This is a genomic window from Conexibacter sp. W3-3-2 (genome assembly GCF_009707605.1).
Lineage (GTDB): Bacteria > Actinomycetota > Thermoleophilia > Solirubrobacterales > Solirubrobacteraceae > Paraconexibacter > Paraconexibacter algicola.
In genome coordinates this window covers 514,558-531,380 of record NZ_WLYW01000001.1, presented here as the reverse complement: position 1 = coordinate 531,380, position 16,823 = coordinate 514,558, and the positions used below count along the sequence as shown (strand labels likewise).

The following is a 16,823-nucleotide window of genomic DNA, read 5'->3' as shown; positions in this document are numbered from 1 at the left end:
GCTCCCCGGCGCGCGGTCCGGCCAGGCCGTGTGCCGGACGACGGCTCGCGATCGTCCGGAAGGTGGGCCTATAGTGCGCGGGTGCGCCTTCTCCCGAGTGCCGGTCCAGCTCTCGCCGCCCTGCTCCTCGCCGCGCTCGGCGTCGGCGACGCCCCGGCGTCCCCGGCCGCGTCGCACGCCCGGGTGGTCCCGGGGACCAATGGGAAGATCGCGTTCACCTCGAACCGGGACCACAGCGGTCGCGAGCTGTACACGATGAACGCGGACGGCACGGGGCAGACGCGGCTGACGACCAACACCGCCGACGACTTCTCGCCCCGATGGTCGCCGGACGGGACGAGGCTCGCGTTCCAGACGACGCGAGACGGGAACCGCGAGATCTATACCGTCGCGGCGGACGGCTCGGCGCCCGTGAACGTGACCAACCTGCCCGCTTCCGCGGAGTTCTCGCCCAGCTGGTCGCCCGACGGGTCCCGCATCGTCTTCTACTCCAACCGCACGGGCAGCAACCAGATCTACACGATCGCCGCCGACGGGACCGACCTGCGGCAGCTGACGGACAGCCCGGGATCCAACGAGAACCCCACCTGGTCGCCCGACGGCTCCCGGATCGCGTTCATCTCCGACCGCCTCGTCGCCGGGAACTACGACATCTGGACGATGGACCCGAACGGGGGAGAGCTCCACCACCTCACCCTCACGGCCGGCTACGACATCCACCCGGCGTGGTCCCCGGACGGCACGAAGCTCGCGTTCACCAGCGAGCGCAACGGCCCCGACTACGACGTCTTCGTGATGAACGCCGACGGCACGAACCCGGTCGACATCACCAGCAACGCGTCCGACACCGACTTCGAGCCGTCGTGGTCGCCGGACGGCAGGAAGATCCTGTTCTCGTCCGATCGCGACGGCGACTACGAGATCTACGCGATGAACGCCGACGGCACCGGCGTCACGAACCTCACGAACAAGCCGATCGCCGGCGACTTCCAGCCGGACTGGCAGACCGCGGAGCGCAGCGCGCTCCCGACGCCGCCCGCGCCGTCGCCGCAGCCCACGCCCGGCCCGGGCGCCGACCCGGCTCCGGGCCCCGGACCGACGTCGCGTCCGCCGGCTCCCGCCTGCCCGTCGGGCGTCAGCCTCTGGGTGCCCGGCGCGTACCGCACCGACTTCGCGGTCGGCGACCGAGAGCTCGAGGTCGACATGGACGTCGCCGGGATCGGCTGGCGGATCTCGGGAGAGGTGACCGCCAAGGGCCTCGGGACGCTCGCGAGCGGCTCGATGATCTCGACCGGCGACGGGGAGGAGACCCTGACCCTGCCGCTGAAGGCCAGCGCCCGCAAGCGGCTGGCCGGCCTGACCGAGCCGCTGAGCGTCAAGCTCGCCCTGAAGGCGTCGGCCGAGGGCTGCGCGCCGGTCGAGGGCAAGCCCGTGACCTTCAGCTTCCTGGACCGCCAGCCCGCCCGGGCCAGGAGCCGCAGCGTCCGGGCGCGGGCCTCCGGCTTCCGGCCCTACCAGGGCAACGCGTCGGACTTCGAACCCAGCGGCTACTGCAGCAACCACGCCAACTCGTACGGCACGCCCGAGCAGTCCGCGCTCTTCTACCGCCGCTGCGACCGCAGCAGCGGCCCGGCGCGCAAGACCACCTGCGAGGAGTGGGACAAGACCAAGAGCGTCCAGCTCGGCCCGATCGAGGCGTTCTCGGACTGCTTCATCTTCGACCCGGAGAAGGCGAGCTACGAGTCCCCGACGCTCGTGCGGCTCAACGGCCTCGAGCTGGTCCCGCAGTCGGGCCGGATCGTGCTGAACCAGCAGGGCGACACGCTGAGCTCGACGGGACCGGTGCGCATCTTCCTGCGGGCGATCCCCGGCGACTATCCGGTCGACGCGAACAACAAGTTCCCGGTGATCTCCACCGATCGGGGCGTCCGCATGGAGCTGCCGTTCAGCCGGCGCCTGAGCGGGATCCCGCTGACGTCGGGCCGCACCGTCGAGCTGCCGATGCCGCCGGTGAACACGAAGGACCTCGTGCAGGCGCCGGCGCCCGGGGGGAAGGTCGGGTTCTTCAAGAGCATGCTGCTCACGAACGTGCGACCCGCGTTCGAGTTCACCCATGACGGCGCCTACGGCACCGGCCGCGTGTCGCTCACGGTCGGCGTCACGCCGCCGCTGCCCGAGAAGGTGTTCGGCGCGAAGCTCCCGACGGGCCTCGAGCTCGGTACCGAGGTCACGATCCTCGCGACGAACGCCGGCGGCGTGGACCTCAAGGGCAAGGTGGGGTTCAGCGGCCCGACGACGCGCTTCGCGCGCATCTCGATGGGAACGCTCGAGCTGCGTGACGCGTCGATCACGGCCTCGACCGACCTCAGCGCCACCGTCCGGGCCGAGGTGGCCGTCCGGGCGCCAGGCACCGCACAGGCCGTCCTGGACCGCTCACCGACCGTCACCGGGACGTGGGAGTTCGCGAACTGGGGCCTGAAGGGCGCGTCGGTGCAGCTCGACGGGCTCAACAAGCCGATCCCGTTCGCCGCGCCGTTGCCGATCTTCCTCCAGCGGCTCGGGATCGGCGCCACCGTCGACCCGTTCTCGCTCACGGGCTCCGCCGGGGTGACGTTCGGGCCGTCGATCTTCTTCCGGCCGGTCGGGGCGCGGCTGGAGGTCGCGAGCCTCGACGCCTCGGTGACCGCCGGGTACCGCAAGAGTGACGGGCCGATCCCGAGCGAGCTGACGTTCGGGCCGGCCGTCCTGAAGCTGGGCCTGTTCACGATCGCGCAGGGCCGCCTGGCGATCACGCCCGAATCGACCTCGTTCAGCGGCGGCTTCGGCTTTCCGCCGCAGGTCCTGCGGCTGGGCTTCCTCCCGTCCCTGGATCTCGAGGTCCGCGGGTACGTCACCCCGAAGGCGTTCTTCGGGGCCGGCACCGGCAAGGTGACGGTCTTCGGCGTCCCGATGGCGGTCCACGTCCGGATCAGCGACAAGGCGCTCGTCTCCTGTGTCGGCCCGGTCGGCTTCCAGGCCGGGTCGGCGTACATGTGGGAGACGGGGGAGGTCCGCGTGATGTCGCGGGCGTGCGGGATGCGCCCGGCCAAGCGCCGGCCGGCACGCGCCCGCGCCGCCCAGGCGGGGCCGACGCCGCTCACCGTGGCGGCCGGGCTCGACGCGAAGACCTTCGAGTTCGTCGGCGCGACCGCGCCGCCGCGCATCGCGCTCGTCGGCCCCGGCGGTCAGCGGGTGGAGACGCCCGAGGCGCCGGACGGCGGGGTCCTCGACGGCCGGTTCATGCTCGCCAAGGACCCGGCCAACCGGGCGACCGTCGTCACGCTGTTCAAGCCGCAGGCCGGCACCTGGAACGTGGAGCTGCTTCCCGGCTCCGACCCGCTCGCGAGCATCGGCGAGGCCGAGCCCGCTCCGGAGCCCGAGGTCGACGGCCGCGTCGGGCTCGGCAGCGACGGGGACGCGAAGCTGACGTTCGCGGTCGAGAAGGGCGAGGGGCGCCGGCTGCGGTACGTCGAGCGCGTCGGTGATCAGCAGCAGGAGCTGGGGACCAGCACGCTGGCCAAGAGCAGCCGGACGTTCACGCCGCTCCCGACGACCGGGCTGCACACGGTCGTGGCGCTCGTCGACGACGCAGACGGCGTCCCGCAGTACGAGGTCCCGGTGACGCGGTTCCGCCTGGGACGCGTCAGCGAGGTCGATCCGATGGAGACCTGCCGGGTCCGTCGGCGCGGCTCGACGATCCGCCTGACCTGGAAGCGCGAGGACGACGATCTCGTGCGCGTGTCGGCCCTGCTGAAGCTGAAGGACGGGCGCACCACGAGCCAGTCCGTGGACATCGACGAGCGCACCGCCGTCTTCACGGACGTGCCGCGTGAGCAGAACGCGGTCGTCGGCTGCACGGGCGTGGACGGACGGGCGCGCTTCTCGAAGCCCGTCTTCTTCCAGACGAAGGGCAAGCCGATCACGTTCACCGGTCCGGCGCCGGTCAACAACCCCGACGCGGAGCTCGGCTTCGGGCTGATCGAGTGACCGTCGTCGCGGTGGGGGTCGGTGTCGGTCGTAGGGCCGCGACACAGGTCTCCGCCGGGATCACCCGGGGATCGATGACTACTGTGCTTCGGTTACCACGCTCGATAATCGATGTTATGTAACGCCTCGACGGAAACCAGTGCCCGTGTGGCGCCACAGCCGAGTCGGGCCGCCTCCGCCGAGATCACCAGTGACGCGTGACGGGGTACTGGTCGAACTGCTCGTCACTACTGATGATCGACAGACCTTCCGTGCACGCTTGCGCAACGAGAAGCCGGCCAAACGGGTCCTTGTGCGGCCCGACTGGGAGGTCTCGAACTGCCCAGGCGTGCGCTGGAGTGACCGCGAGCGACTGGAAGCCCTCGGCTCGCACAATGCCCGGCAGGTCGTCCGGGACAACGACCTTCCCGAGCGCCGACTTGATCGCAATCTCCCACAAGGATGCCGTGCTCACCAGCAGCACCTCGGCCCCGGATTCCATCGTGGTCTTCGCGGCGGCCGAGAGGTTCGAGTCGTCGGCCAGGAACCACAACAGCGCGTGAGTATCGACGAGCCAGGCGCTCACGTTAGGTCGTCCTCGAACCCCTCGGGGATCTCCTTGAAGTCCGACCCAATCGTGATCTGGCCTTTCAGAGCGCCAGCGCGGCGCTCCGTCGCTTCGGAGTACGGAACGATGCGTGCCACGGGAAGGTCACCGCGCTGCACCACGACCTCCTCACCCGACTCCACGAGCGCGATCAGTCTCGAGAAGTTGGTCTTCGCTTCATGCATCTTCACCGGCTTCATCGCCCCAGGATACTTCTGCTAGTCCACCTAGTCCGGCACGCGCGGCGAGGGCTCCGGACGCGAACCTGCCGTCAGGGGCGCGATGCGAGCGGCAGGTCAGTTTTCACGCGGCGCGCCGACACCTAACCCCCGTCGCGAAAAATGGGAGCCGGCGCGCCCGGCCGATGAGATTCTGCGGGTTCGGCAGTCCTGACTCTCGACCGCCTCACCGACCGAAGGAGCCCTTCCGCATGATGTCCCGTTCTGCTGCACCGCGTCCGCGCAGGTCCGTCTGATGTTGCTCGTCTCCATGGGCGTGTCCGTCGACGGCTTCATCAGCGACCGCGACGGCGCGATCGACTGGTCCGTCCCGAGCGACGAGCTGTTCGCCTTCCATCTCGAACGGGTCGGTGAGCTCGGGGCGATGCTCCTGGGTCGGCGGCTCTACGAGACGATGCTGGTCTGGGAGACCGATCCCGCGATGCGACGGACCGCGGCGGACGCGGCGTTCGCCGACACGTGGGCGGCGCTCCCGAAGGTCGTGTTCAGCCGCACGCTGGATGCCGTGCAGGGCACGAACACGCGGTTGGCGGCCGGGACACTCGAGGAGGAGCTCGCCCGCCTGACGCAGGAGACCGGTGGCGACGTCGAGATCGGCGGTGCGGATCTCGCCGGACAGGCGTTCGCCCAGGGGCTCGTCGACGAGCTGCGCCTGTTCCGCGGTCCCGCGGTGCTGGGCGGCGGGACCCCGCTGCTGCCCGCGGTGGACCGCCGCGTGCCGCTCACCCTCGTCGAGGTCCGGACGTTCGACCAGGTGATCTACGAGCGCTATCGCGTCGCCCGCCCGCCGGCCGATCGGGGCGGCGTCTCCTAGCGGGAGCCCGCTCAGGGCTGGGCGACCAGGCCCAGGAGCGTGCCCGCGTACACGGTGGCGACCCGTCGCGCCTCGCGGAGGGTCGCCTCGTCACCGGCCGGGTCCAGCAGGAAGGCGCCGCGCAGCAGACTCGACACGACGCTGATCAGCACCCGCCAGCCCGGCGCGGTCTCCGGCTCGGCGTCCGGCGCCTGCGCGATCTGGCGCAGGTGCCGCGCCAGGTCGCGGGCGAGCTGGTCGTCGGCGGCGTCGGCGAGGCTGACGGTGGCCGCTTCCAGGGTGCTGTGCAGCCACAGCACGCGCATCGCGGGCTCGCGGCGCAGCAGCTCGGCGAAGCCGTCGACCACCGCCGGCAGCACGGTGCGCCAGTCGCGGTCCGGGCGCGCGAGCGCCGCGCCGAGCACGTCGGGCGTGCGGTGCACGTACCGCACGGCCAGGGCCTGCAGCACGGCCGGCTTGTCCTCGAAGAACTGGTAGAGGGTCCCGGTCGGCACGCCCGCGCCCGCAGCGATGTCGCGAACCGTCACCGCCTCGCGGTCGCCGTCGGCGAGCAGGCCCGCGGCCGCGTCGAGGATCGCCTCGACACGAGCGCGGCTGCGCGCCTGCGTCGGCTCGCGCTTGAGGAGATGGCGGTACGGCAGCGGCGCGGTCACCCGGCCACGGTACCCGCGGACTCCTCGCGCAGGACGAGCACCCCGAGGACCGCCAGCAGGACGGCACCGCACGGCCCGAGCACGAACGCGCGCGTGGAGAGCGTGCCGCGGCGGTACTCGTCGAAGCCCGCGATCGCGTCGACGGAGTCCACGAGGACCCCAACGGTGGTGGCGGCACGCAGGTGCTGCGGATCGGCCGCCAGGACCGACGCGCCGAGCGCGAAGTCCCGGGCGCCGAAGAGTCGGCTGACAAAGCGGTCGTGGCGCTCGCGGTCGATGCCGAAGACGGTCACGGTCTGGTCCGGGGCGGTCCAGGCGGCAAGGCCGACGAGGGCGCGGGTCGCGCCGAGGGCGAGGCGGGTGGTGCTCATGGCGAGGTCTCCCCTGGGTCGGGCGCGGCGCTGATCACCGCGCAACAACATGAACATACACAACGTTCATGTTATGCCCCAGGTGGAGTTCCCGGGAGGGAGCGCAGCAGGTCCCGTGCCTCCTGGTAGAGCGTGACGAGGTCCGCCTCGCGGCCGGCCTCGTGCAGGACCGCCCAGCGGCGGAACGCGACCCGCGCGCTCGCGCCGACCACCTCGACGACGAGCTCGGGCCGCAGGTCGCGCTCGTCCGTCCCCAGCGCCTCGCGCAGCCGGGCGGCGAGCGCCCGCGCCCGCTCCTCCTCGTAGGCCACGCCCGCGGCGCGGAGCGTCGGCTCGCGATCGACCAGCCGCCACATCCGCAGGACCCGCCGTCCCCCCGGGCTGCGCCCGTTGTCGTAGGCGGCCATCGCGGCCGCGTAGATCGCCTCGACCTGTGGCAGCAGCGGCGTGCCCGGGTCCAGCGTCGCCGCCATCCCGTCGACGAGCTGCTCGACCTCGGGATCCGAGCAGAACGCCGCGCGCTCCTTCGTCGGGAAGTAGCGGAAGAACGTGCGGGGCGAGATGCCGGCCTCGCGCGCGATGTCCTCGATGCGCGTGCCGTCGACGCCGACCGACTCGAACAGACCCAGCGCCGCGTCGCTGATCTCCCGCGCCGTCTGCAGGCGCCGACGCTCGCGGAGGTCGAGGGAGTCGACGGCGGCCATCCCGGGGATCGTACCGCAGCCCCTGCCTACTTGGCACAGTGTGCCATCATGGCGCGCAGCGTTATGAGTCCCTCCGCCGCCACCGCCCCCACCGACGCCCCCGAGCTGCCCGCCGGGCACAAGCGCCTGATCGCGCTGCTCGTCGCCTCGACGTTCGTCGTGATCCTCAACGAGACGATCATGAGCGTCGCGCTCCCGCGCCTCATGGACGATCTCGACATCCCCGCCACCACGGCGCAGTGGCTGACGACCGCGTTCCTCCTGACCATGGCCGTCGTCATCCCGGTCACCGGCTTCCTCCTGCAGCGGTTCCACGTGCGCACGGTGTTCCTCGGCTCGATGATCGCCTTCAGCACCGGCACCCTGGTCGCCGCGCTCGCCCCCGGATTCGTCGTCCTGCTGGTCGGACGGATCATCCAGGCGATCGGCACCGCGCTGATGATGCCGCTGCTGATGACCACGATCCTCAACCTCGTGCCGGAGGCCCGGCGCGGCGCGATGATGGGCACGGTTTCGATCGTCATCTCCGTCGCCCCCGCGATCGGCCCGACGATCTCCGGCCTCGTCCTCAGCGGCCTGGACTGGCGCTGGATGTTCTGGATCGTCCTGCCCATCTCGCTCCTGTCGCTCGCCCTCGGCGCGCGCTGGGTGGAGAACGTCACCGAGCCGCGCGTCATGCGCATCGACGCCGTGTCCGTCGGCCTGTCCGCGCTCGGCTTCAGCGGGATCGTCTACGGGCTCTCGAGCATCGGCGAGCAGGCGCAGGGCGAGACGCTGCTGGCCCCCTGGATCCCCATCACCATCGGCGTCGTCGGCCTGCTCGGCTTCGGGATGCGGCAGCTGGCGCTGCGCGAGCGGGCGCTGCTGGACATCCGCTGCTTCACCAACCCGATCTTCTCGGTCGCGACCGCGCTGATGGCCGTGAGCATGATGGCGCTGTTCGGCGCCGTCATCCTGCTGCCGATGTACCTCCAGGACGTGCAGGAGGTCTCCACGCTCACGACCGGCCTGCTGCTCCTGCCCGGTGGCTTGGTCATGGGCCTCCTCTCCCCCGTCGTCGGACGCCTGTACGACCGTGTCGGCCCGCGGCCGCTCGTCATCCCCGCCGCCGTCGTCGTCAGCGCCTCGCTGCTGATCATGACCACCCTGGACGAGGGCTCCTCGCTCGCCGTCGTCGTGCTCGCCCACGTCGTGCTCAGCGCGGGCCTGGCGATGATGTTCACCCCCCTGCTGACCACCGCGCTCGGCGCCGTCCCGCCGCAGCTCTACTCGCACGGCAGCGCGATCGTCAGCACCATGCAGCAGGTCGCCGGTGCCGCGGGCACCGCGATCTTCATCACCGTGATGACCCGCCGGGCGACCGCCGTCTCCGACGCCGGGACCGCCAACCCCGACGCGCTGTCGGAGGGCATCCAGCGCGCGCTGACCTACGGCGTCGGCCTCACCGTCCTGGCGATCGCCGTCGCCGTCTTCCTGCGCCGGCCCCCCGCCCCGCAGATGGCGCCCGCGGCCGACTCCGCCGCCGTGCCCGCGTAGACGGGCACGCGCCGCGGGCCCAGCAGGGCGGCGCCGCCGGCGCCGGCGGCGCGCGCGGCGACGACGGTCCGGCGGGGCACGGCGGCGGCCTGGCGCCGCAGCCCGGCGGCACGATGGCGGTCAGCGACAGCACCATCACCGAGAACCGCGGGGTCGACATCGTCCCGGCGGCCGGCCAGGTTCCCGCGCGGCCCGCCGGTCTGGGCGACGGCGCGTACGCGGCCGGCACCCTGACGCTCGACGGCACGACCGTGGCGTACAACCACCGGCCCGGCTCCACGACCGTCGGCTCCGGCATCCACGTTCCCGCCGGCGGCAGCGCCACGCTCCGCGCGGTCCTCGCCTCCTCCAACGGCGCCGCGAACTGCGATGGCCCCGTCCCCGTCGGCCTCGACGGTCCGAGCCTGAGCTTCCCGGCGTCGTGCGGGGCGCCGATCTCCACCGATCCCCTGATTCCTGCGACCGCCGACCCGGTGCCGCTGCTGCGCCCCGCGCCGGGGAGCCCCGCCCTCGACGTGGTGCCGGAGACGGACCCGGCCTGCGGAGGCCTCGACCGACGCGGCGCCATGCGCCCGCAGGGCACTGCCTGCGATCTCGGCGCCGTCGAACGGCTGCAGGACGCCGACGTCGCCGCGACGGCCGTCACGACCTCCGGCGCGACGCTCACCGGCAGCGCCACCGACGAACGCGCCGGGACCGCCCGGCTCTACGTCGGCACCAGCCCGGATGCGCTCTCCCCGGTCGGTGAGTCCGCCACGGTCGCAGCCGGGTCGGTCGTCTCGCCCGCCCTCTCCGCGTCGCTGACGGGCCTCGCGCCCGGGACGGTCCACTACGCGCAGGTCCGGATCGAGCGGCCCGCCTCCGGGTCCGACCCCGCCGACACCTTCCGCGGACCGGTCCGGACCTTCACCACGCTCACGCCCACGCCCGTCACCCCGGTGGGGCCGCCCGCCAACGACGGCGGGCCCACGCCCACGCCTGCGCCCGTGGTCGTCCCGACCCGGCTGGGACTCGTGCGGCTCTCCACCACCCCGAAGACCGTCCGCGTGACCCTGCGGTGCAGCGCGGCGGCGGGACGGACCTGCAAGGTGGCGCTGAAGGCCACCACGCGTGAGCGTCGCCGCGGCGACACGGTGATCGGTCTGCGCGCCCGCCCGAAGGTCCGCACCGTCACGGTCACCGTCGCCCGCGCGACCCGGACGCTGCAGCCCGGCCGCAGCACCGTGGTGACGCTGAAGCTGAGCAAGCGCTCGCGGCAGCTGCTGGGCCGCTTCCACAAGCTGCCCGTCACGGTCACGGCGAGCCTTGCCGGCCGGCGGGCCGCGAGCGGTCGCGTGACCGTCAAGCCCGCGCGCTCGGCCAAGGCCCCCCGCCGGCGGACCTGAGTCCCACGGCCCCGGTGCGCCAGGCGCGCCGGGGCGCCCGGGAGCCCCGAGGGGCGGCCCGCTGCGCCTAGACTCGGTGCGGTGAGCGCCGCGCCCGTCCCGTCCATGCCCGATGCGACCCGTCCCGGTGCGGGATGCCGCACGCCCGGGAGCGACCGGTGAGCGTCGCCTCGACCACCGCGCTCGTCGCGCTGCTCAACCGTCTCGGCGGACGCACCGACGCGGTCGCCGCCAGCCGGGACCTGATCGGGCTCGCGCCCGTGCACCTGCCGCTCGTGCTCGTCGAGGACCTCGGCCCGGAGGGCGTGCGCGTGTCCGCCCTCAACGTCGAGGAGCTCATGGCGCGACGCCTGGACGAGGAGCAGGAGGCGATGGCGCTGCTCGGCGAGGTCGTCCGGCTCGGCGGGGTGCGCGAGCCCGACCCGGCCGGCGGTCCGCCCGCGTTCTGGAGCGCGCGCGACCCGCGCGACGTCGCCCGCCAGGCGCTGCAGTGGGCGCTCGACCACCCCGAGCTCGAGCTCTCCGGGGCCGCGTTCGCCGTCGCGCGCGGCGTCCTGGACGCCTGATCCCACGGCGCCGCGGCGCCGCTCAGGCGCTGCCGCGGGCCGGGGTGACGAGCGCGCCGCCCGTCTCCGCCGGGATCGCCACCGCGACCGTCGTGCCCGCACCTGGCGCGCTGTCGATCCGCAGCTGACCGCCCAGCACGGCGACCCGCTCGCGCATCGTCTCCAGCCCGAAGTGCCCGTCGAAGCGGGCGGCTGGGTCGAACCCGCGCCCGTCGTCCTGCACCGTCACCGTGACCCACGGCGGCTCGCCCGCCGTCGCGATGTCGACCGTGATCCGCTCCGCGTGCGCATGACGGGCCGCGTTGCCCACCGCCTCCTGGATGACGCGGAACAGGTGCTCCTCCACCGCCTCCCCCACCGGGATCCGCTCGGCGGGCGCCTCGACGACCACCGCCACGCGATGGCGCGAGCCCACCGCGGCGGCGTGCTTGCGCACCGCGCTGACGAACCCCTCCTCCACCAGGGCGCGCGGGCGCAGCTCGAAGATCAACGCCCGGATCTCGGCCAGGGCGCCGCGCGCGAGATCCGCGACGTCGGTCACCGTCCGGCGCGCAGGGGACTGCGGGTCGAGCCCGGCGCGCTCCAGCTGCAGCTGCGCGGCACGGGACTGCAGCGTCATGGAGAACAGCGCCTGCGAGACCGAGTCGTGCAGGTCGCGGGAGATCCGCAGCCGCTCCTCGCTGGCGGCGTCCTTCTGGTCGCTGATGTCGTGGAACGAGAGGACGATCCCGCCCACGTCCGGGTTCGCGGTCAGGTCGACGACCCGCAGGTGGATCCAGACGTGCCGGCCGTCGGCGTGCCGCGCGCGCAGCTCCGCGCTCACCGGCGTGCCCGGCATCGCCCGGACGCGCCGGGCGAGCTGCAGCACCGTCGCACGGTCGTCGGGATGCACGAGCCCCAGCCAGTCGTCCCCCATGCCCGTCGTGTCCGCGTGGCCGAGCACCCGGCCGAGCGCCGGGCTGACGAACTGCACCTCGCGGTCCGGGCCCACCAGCACGATCACCTCGGCCGCGTCGCGCAGCAGCGCGCCGAACCGGCGCTCACGCGACTGCAGGACCGCGGACGCCCCCTCCGCGGCGCGCAGGCCGTCGGCCAGACCGGTCGCCAGCGCCCCGACGAGCAGGACCGCGGCCGCGGCGGGCGCGGCCACGGACCACGGCGCGGACGCCGCCGCCAGGACCGTCGTGGTCGTCGCCGTGATCAGCGCCACGTAGAGGCTCGCCAGCGGCGGGCGGCCGTGGAACGCGGGTACCGCGACCGCGAGCGTCATCCACGTCCATGCCGCCTGCGCGTCCTCGTCGCCCGCCAGCACGACGAGCGTCGAGCACGCCAGCAGCAGCACGACGCGCAGCGGCCAGTCGACGATCCACGCCCCCGCCAGCGACGGCGCCGTGACGGCGACCAGCGCCGCCACCAGCACCCAGCCCCAGCCCGGCACGGCGCCACCGACGACCAGCAGCGCCGCGTGCAGCGCGGTCAGGCTGAAGCCGAGCGCCTCGACGCGGTCGATCGCCGCCCGTCGGCCCGCGGTGGTCCCGGACCGCGCGACACCGGGAGCTTCAGGTGTCGCGCCGGCCAAGCGCTTAGACCTCGACCAACCCGGCCCGCACCGCGAACAGCGCCGCCTGCGTGCGCGAGTGCAGGTCGAGCTTCGCGAGGATGTTGCTCACGTGCGTGCGCGCCGTCCGCTCGCTGATGTCCAGGTCCGCAGCGATCTGCTTGTTCGCGAAGCCCCGCGCGACGAGCGCGAGGACCTCGCGCTCTCGGTCGGTGAGCTGGTCCAGCGGCTTCGGCGCCTCCGGCTCGCGGAGCTTGCCCATCAGGACCTTCGCCATCGCCGGATCGATGTGGATCTCGCCGCGCCGCGCCGCCCGGATCGCCTCCGCGACCTCGTCGGCCTCCGCGTCCTTCAGCAGGTACCCGGTGGCGCCCGCGTCGAGCGCCTCCACGACCTTCGACTCGTCGACGAACGACGTCATCGCGATCACGTCGATGTCCCGGTGACGCTCCTTGATCGCCCGCGTCGCGGTGATCCCGTCCCCCGGGCTCATCAGCAGGTCCATCAGAACCACGTGCGGCGCGTTGCCGGCCGCGGCGAGCGCGTCGACCAGCGACACCGCCTCGTCCCCGTCCGACGCCTCGCCGACGACGTCGAATCCCCCGACCGCGCCGAGGAAGCTGCGCAGCCCCTCACGCACCACTTTGTGGTCGTCCGTCACCACGACGCTGATCGCGCCGTCGAGCGCCCTACCGCCCGTTGCGTCCTTCATGGTTGCCCCTTCGTGTGAGTCGCCCCCAACCCCCGGGGACCGGGACAAACGTACTGGTTCACGGCCGAAATCGCGACGAAATGCCCTGCACAGGGCGCTTCGCCGCGGCCATCGGCTAGAGGCCCGGGGGGTGTCGGACGACGTAGCCACCCGTGGGACGCATCTCCGGCTGCCAGCGCGACCCGGTCTGCCAGCGCCCGGTCGTGTCGTAGCGGCGGCCGCGGATCACCATGAACGTGTGTCCCGGGTTCGCGTAGATCGTGATGTAGCGCCCCGGCCCGGGCGAGCCGTAGGACATCAGCGCGCTCGAGTCCAGCGGCGCCCGCAGGCGGCCCGCGCCGCGCAGCACGTAGGAGACCGAGCCCGAGCAGTCGTACGCGCTGTCGGTGAAGCTGCGATGCCCGCCGCCGTAGCGGTACGGGTAGCGGGCGATGCGGTTCGCGGCCGCGATCGCGCGCAGGACGGCGACCGGCACCCCGGGACGGCCCGCCGCGCGGCCGCGGCGGCTGCGCTTGAGGACCGGACGCCCCCGGACGCCGAGCGCCTGCCAGGTGCCCGGACCGACGACCCCGTCCGCGGTCAGCCCGCGCCGGCGCTGGAACCGCTTGACCGCCCGCTCGGTCCCGGGCCCGAAGACCCCGTCGGCCGTGATCCCCAGGCGCCGCTGCAGGATCCGCGTGGCCCGGCTGCGGCTGCGCGACACGCCCTGTCCGGCGCCGGCGCTCGCGCGGGCCCGGGCGCGGCTGCGGGAGCGACGTGCGTCACGGGCGCGGCGCAGCATCCGCCACGTGCCCGCGCCGACGATCCCGTCGGCGGTGATGCGGTGACGGCGTTGGAAGCGCTTGACCGCCCGCAGGGTGCCGGGTCCGAAGACGCCGTCGGCACGCAGCCCGAGCATCTGCTGCAGCTTCTCCACCCGATCCCCGCGGTCCCCCTTCTCCAGGGGCTTGGCCTGCACGGCCGGCGACCCCACCGCGAACGCGGCGAGGACGGCGAGCAGCAGGGCGAGGCCGTGTCCGCGACGGGCGGACCGATGGCTGGCGGCGGCGGGGATCATGCGGCGGTCGGCGCCGCGGCAAGCCCGGCGCCGCGGCGAACCTAGCAGCGGCGAATCGCCCGTTTTGCAGGATCTCTTGCACCGGCAGGGACCGCACGCGGCCCTGCGACGCGCCGGTCAGCCGCGCCGCGGGTCGGGCGTGAGGAAGGCGAACGGCACCGGCAGGCCGGCCTCCCGGCGCACCGTCAGGATGCGCCGCCCGGGCTGCACGGCGTCCTTCGGCGTGCCGACCAGCCGCGGGCCGAGCTGTCCCGCGAGGGCGTCCACGTCGGGCACCACGGCGACCAGGCCCCAGAACCGCGCGGGCCCCTCGGGCGGCACGTCGCCGACGACCTCGAGGATGACCTCCCCGAGCCGATAGAAGCCCTGCTGCAGCGGCCGGTCCGGCGTGCCGGCGTCGCGCGTGCGGCGCAGCTCGAGCCCCGCGTCGCCGAGCGCGCCGGTGGTGCGCTGCAGCGACGGGGTCATGACGACGACGTGGTCCAGGCGGGTCGCGCCGTTGGGGTGCAGCGTGGCGCGCAGCGGGCCGGGATCGTCGATCCAGGTCGTGCGGAGCCCGTCGAGCTGCGCCGGGCCCTCCCCGACGAGCGTCCAGCCGATGATGCCCGCGGCCGCGGGCTCGAGGTCCAGCGAGGTCGTCCCGATGTCGAGTCCCGGCACGAGCGGCTCGGGGCGGACGGAGAACCCGAGCGCGGTCCAGGGGGCGGTGGTGCCGGCGACGCGCAGCGCGCGCAGGCCGATCACGCGACCACCGCGCCGTCGGCCGTCCCGGCACGGGCGGCGAGCGCGGCGTAGCGGCCGCCCGTGGCGAGCAGCTCCTCGTGGGTCCCGAGCTCGGCCAGGCGTCCCCGGTCGAGCACGGCGATCTGGTCGGCGTCGCGCACGGTCGAGAGCCTATGCGCGATCGCGATGGTCGTGCGACCCTCGGCCAGCCGGTCGAGCGCCTCCTGCACGAGCCGCTCGGTCTGGCTGTCCAGCGCGCTGGTGGCCTCGTCGAGCACGAGCACGGGCGGGTTGCGAAGGATCGTGCGGGCGATCGCGATGCGCTGCTTCTCGCCCCCGGAGAACCGGTAGCCGCGCTCGCCCACGACGGTGTCGAAGCCGTCGGGCAGCGAGTCGATCAGCTCGAGGATCCGCGCGGCAGCCGCGGCCTCGCGCAGGTCCTCGTCGGTGGCGTCCGGGTTCGCGAAGCGGAGGTTGTCGGCGATCGACGCGTGGAACAGGTACGTCTCCTGCGAGACGATCCCGACCGTGCGGGCCAGCGACGCGAAGCTCAGGTCGCGCACGTCGACGCCGTCGATCGTCACGCGCCCGGTCTCGGCGTCGTAGAGCCGCGCCACCAGGTAGCCGAGCGTCGTCTTGCCGGAGCCGGTCTCCCCGACGATCGCGAGCGTCGTGCCCGCCGGCACGTCGATGCTGACGCCGTCGATCGTGGGTGCGGCGTCCTCGTCGTAGGCGAACCGCACGTCCTCGAACGTGACGTGGCCGGTGACGCGCCGCCCGTCGGCCCCGAGGTCGACCGGCTCGTCGGCCTCCTCGATGTCGACCCGCAGGTCGAGGTACTCGAAGATGCGGTGGAAGAGGGCCAGGGAGCTCTGGACGTCCACGGCGACGGACAGCAGCGACTGGATCGGGAAGAACAGCCGCGTCTGCAGCTGCGTGAACGCGACGAGCGTGCCGATCGAGATCGTCGCCGAGCCGGACGCCAGCGACTGCCCGGCGAACCAGTAGACGAGCGCCGGCATGATCGCGAAGCTCATCTGCACGCTGGCCATGCGCCAGCGGCCGGCCATCCGGGCGCGGACCTCGAGGTCGGCGAGCTCGGCGGACTCGCGCTCGAAGCGCTGCGCCAGCTCGGGGCCGCGGCCCATGGTCTTGCCGAGCAGGATGCCGCTGACGCTCAGCGACTCCTCCACGAGCGAGCTCATGTCCGCCATGCGGCCCTGGCGCACCGCGGTGATCCGCTTGCGCTCCTGGCCGACGCGGCGGGTCAGCCAGACGAAGAACGGCAGGAGCACGAAGCTGAACGCGGCCAGGCGCCAGTCGAGCAGGATCATCGCGACGGTGACCGCGAGCACCGTGGTCACGTTCGACACCAGCGAGGTCGCCGTGTTCGTCACGACGTTCTGCACGCCGCCGATGTCGTTGGCGATGCGCGACTGCACCTCGCCGGTGCGGGTCCGGGTGAAGAACGCCAGCGACAGCCGCTGCAGGTGCCGGTAGACCGCGGCGCGGAGGTCGTGCATGACCCGCTGGCCGACGACGTTGGACAGCCAGGTCTGCGCGACGCCCAGCGCCCCGGTGACGATCGCGATGACGACCATGCCGACCACGAGCCAGGTGAGCAGCGTCGTGTCCGCCTCGGGGATCGCCTGGTCAAGGATCTCGCGCAGCAGGAACGGCGAGACCATCCCCAGGCCCGCGGAGACGGTGATCAGCCCGAGGACCGTGGCCAGCCGCGCGCGGTACGGGCGGAACAGCGCGGCGATCCGGCGCAGCTCCCCGCGATCCGGCCGCACGGGCGCCCCGTATCGATCGACGGCGGGGGGACCTTTGGGCTCGGGGAAGGGTCGGGGCATCGTGGCCCCGCATCATGGCAGAAACAGTTGAGGACTT

At 73.3% G+C, this 16,823-nt stretch carries 15 protein-coding genes; 5 read left to right on the top strand and 10 right to left on the bottom strand.

What is annotated here, in order from left to right; translation table 11 throughout:
• Positions 1–81 precede the first annotated feature (81 nt).
• Positions 82–4,026, top strand: a complete 3,945-nt coding sequence (locus GKE82_RS02640) for a PD40 domain-containing protein (protein ID WP_154732243.1) — start codon at positions 82–84, stop codon at positions 4,024–4,026.
• A 184-nt stretch (positions 4,027–4,210) separates the two neighbouring features.
• Here the strand turns inward: GKE82_RS02640 and GKE82_RS02635 are convergent, their stop codons facing one another.
• On the bottom strand, positions 4,211–4,591 hold the full coding sequence (locus tag GKE82_RS02635; protein WP_309233349.1) for a type II toxin-antitoxin system VapC family toxin: 381 nt from the start codon (positions 4,589–4,591) through the stop codon (positions 4,211–4,213).
• Positions 4,588–4,812, bottom strand: a complete 225-nt coding sequence (locus GKE82_RS02630) for a type II toxin-antitoxin system Phd/YefM family antitoxin (RefSeq protein ID WP_107571076.1) — start codon at positions 4,810–4,812, stop codon at positions 4,588–4,590. The genes GKE82_RS02635 and GKE82_RS02630 overlap by 4 nt, the downstream gene beginning before the upstream one ends.
• A 274-nt stretch (positions 4,813–5,086) precedes the next feature.
• On the opposite strand from GKE82_RS02630, the gene GKE82_RS02625 reads away from it, so the two are divergent.
• Positions 5,087–5,665 (top strand): dihydrofolate reductase family protein, encoded by a 579-nt coding sequence (locus tag GKE82_RS02625; protein ID WP_154732242.1) that lies wholly within the window; start codon positions 5,087–5,089, stop codon positions 5,663–5,665.
• A gap of 11 nt (positions 5,666–5,676) precedes the next feature.
• On the opposite strand, the gene GKE82_RS02620 is transcribed toward GKE82_RS02625, so the two are convergent.
• From GKE82_RS02620 to GKE82_RS02610, 3 genes are all read right to left on the bottom strand, one after another.
• The gene (locus tag GKE82_RS02620; RefSeq protein ID WP_154732241.1) at positions 5,677–6,318 is read right to left on the bottom strand and encodes a TetR/AcrR family transcriptional regulator; all 642 of its coding nucleotides are present in this window, start codon (positions 6,316–6,318) and stop codon (positions 5,677–5,679) included.
• Positions 6,315–6,689 (bottom strand): hypothetical protein, encoded by a 375-nt coding sequence (locus tag GKE82_RS02615; protein ID WP_107571073.1) that lies wholly within the window; start codon positions 6,687–6,689, stop codon positions 6,315–6,317. The genes GKE82_RS02620 and GKE82_RS02615 overlap by 4 nt, the downstream gene beginning before the upstream one ends.
• A 71-nt stretch (positions 6,690–6,760) precedes the next feature.
• Complete coding sequence (locus GKE82_RS02610) at positions 6,761–7,393, bottom strand: TetR family transcriptional regulator (protein WP_154732240.1); 633 nt, start codon at positions 7,391–7,393, stop codon at positions 6,761–6,763.
• Positions 7,394–7,441: 48 nt separating this feature from the next.
• Here GKE82_RS02610 and GKE82_RS02605 point away from each other — a divergent pair, with 48 nt between their 5' ends.
• The 3 genes from GKE82_RS02605 to GKE82_RS02595 all read left to right on the top strand — a co-directional run bounded on the left by GKE82_RS02605 (position 7,442) and on the right by GKE82_RS02595 (position 10,880).
• Positions 7,442–8,929 (top strand): DHA2 family efflux MFS transporter permease subunit, encoded by a 1,488-nt coding sequence (locus GKE82_RS02605; protein WP_154732239.1) that lies wholly within the window; start codon positions 7,442–7,444, stop codon positions 8,927–8,929.
• Positions 8,930–9,042: 113 nt separating this feature from the next.
• On the top strand, positions 9,043–10,314 hold the full coding sequence (locus tag GKE82_RS02600; RefSeq protein WP_154732238.1) for a choice-of-anchor Q domain-containing protein: 1,272 nt from the start codon (positions 9,043–9,045) through the stop codon (positions 10,312–10,314).
• Between the two features lie 158 nt (positions 10,315–10,472).
• Positions 10,473–10,880, top strand: coding sequence for a hypothetical protein (locus GKE82_RS02595; protein WP_107571069.1), 408 nt, complete (start codon positions 10,473–10,475; stop codon positions 10,878–10,880).
• A 22-nt stretch (positions 10,881–10,902) separates the two neighbouring features.
• Here the strand turns inward: GKE82_RS02595 and GKE82_RS02590 are convergent, their stop codons facing one another.
• The 5 genes from GKE82_RS02590 to GKE82_RS02565 all read right to left on the bottom strand — a co-directional run bounded on the left by GKE82_RS02590 (position 10,903) and on the right by GKE82_RS02565 (position 16,786).
• Positions 10,903–12,459, bottom strand: coding sequence for a PAS domain-containing sensor histidine kinase (locus GKE82_RS02590; RefSeq protein WP_196189033.1), 1,557 nt, complete (start codon positions 12,457–12,459; stop codon positions 10,903–10,905).
• A 4-nt stretch (positions 12,460–12,463) separates the two neighbouring features.
• Positions 12,464–13,150 (bottom strand): response regulator transcription factor, encoded by a 687-nt coding sequence (locus GKE82_RS02580; RefSeq protein WP_107571067.1) that lies wholly within the window; start codon positions 13,148–13,150, stop codon positions 12,464–12,466.
• Positions 13,151–13,265: 115 nt separating this feature from the next.
• A complete protein-coding gene (locus GKE82_RS30345; protein WP_154732237.1) occupies positions 13,266–14,207 on the bottom strand; it encodes a peptidoglycan-binding protein in 942 nt (313 codons plus the stop codon).
• Positions 14,208–14,324: 117 nt separating this feature from the next.
• Entirely contained in the window at positions 14,325–14,951 is a 627-nt protein-coding gene (locus GKE82_RS02570; protein ID WP_107571065.1) for a VOC family protein, read from the bottom strand.
• A complete protein-coding gene (locus GKE82_RS02565) occupies positions 14,948–16,786 on the bottom strand; it encodes an ABC transporter ATP-binding protein (RefSeq protein ID WP_154732236.1) in 1,839 nt (612 codons plus the stop codon). Before GKE82_RS02565 ends, GKE82_RS02570 begins: the two co-directional genes overlap by 4 nt.
• Between the last annotated feature and the right edge of the window lie 37 nt (positions 16,787–16,823).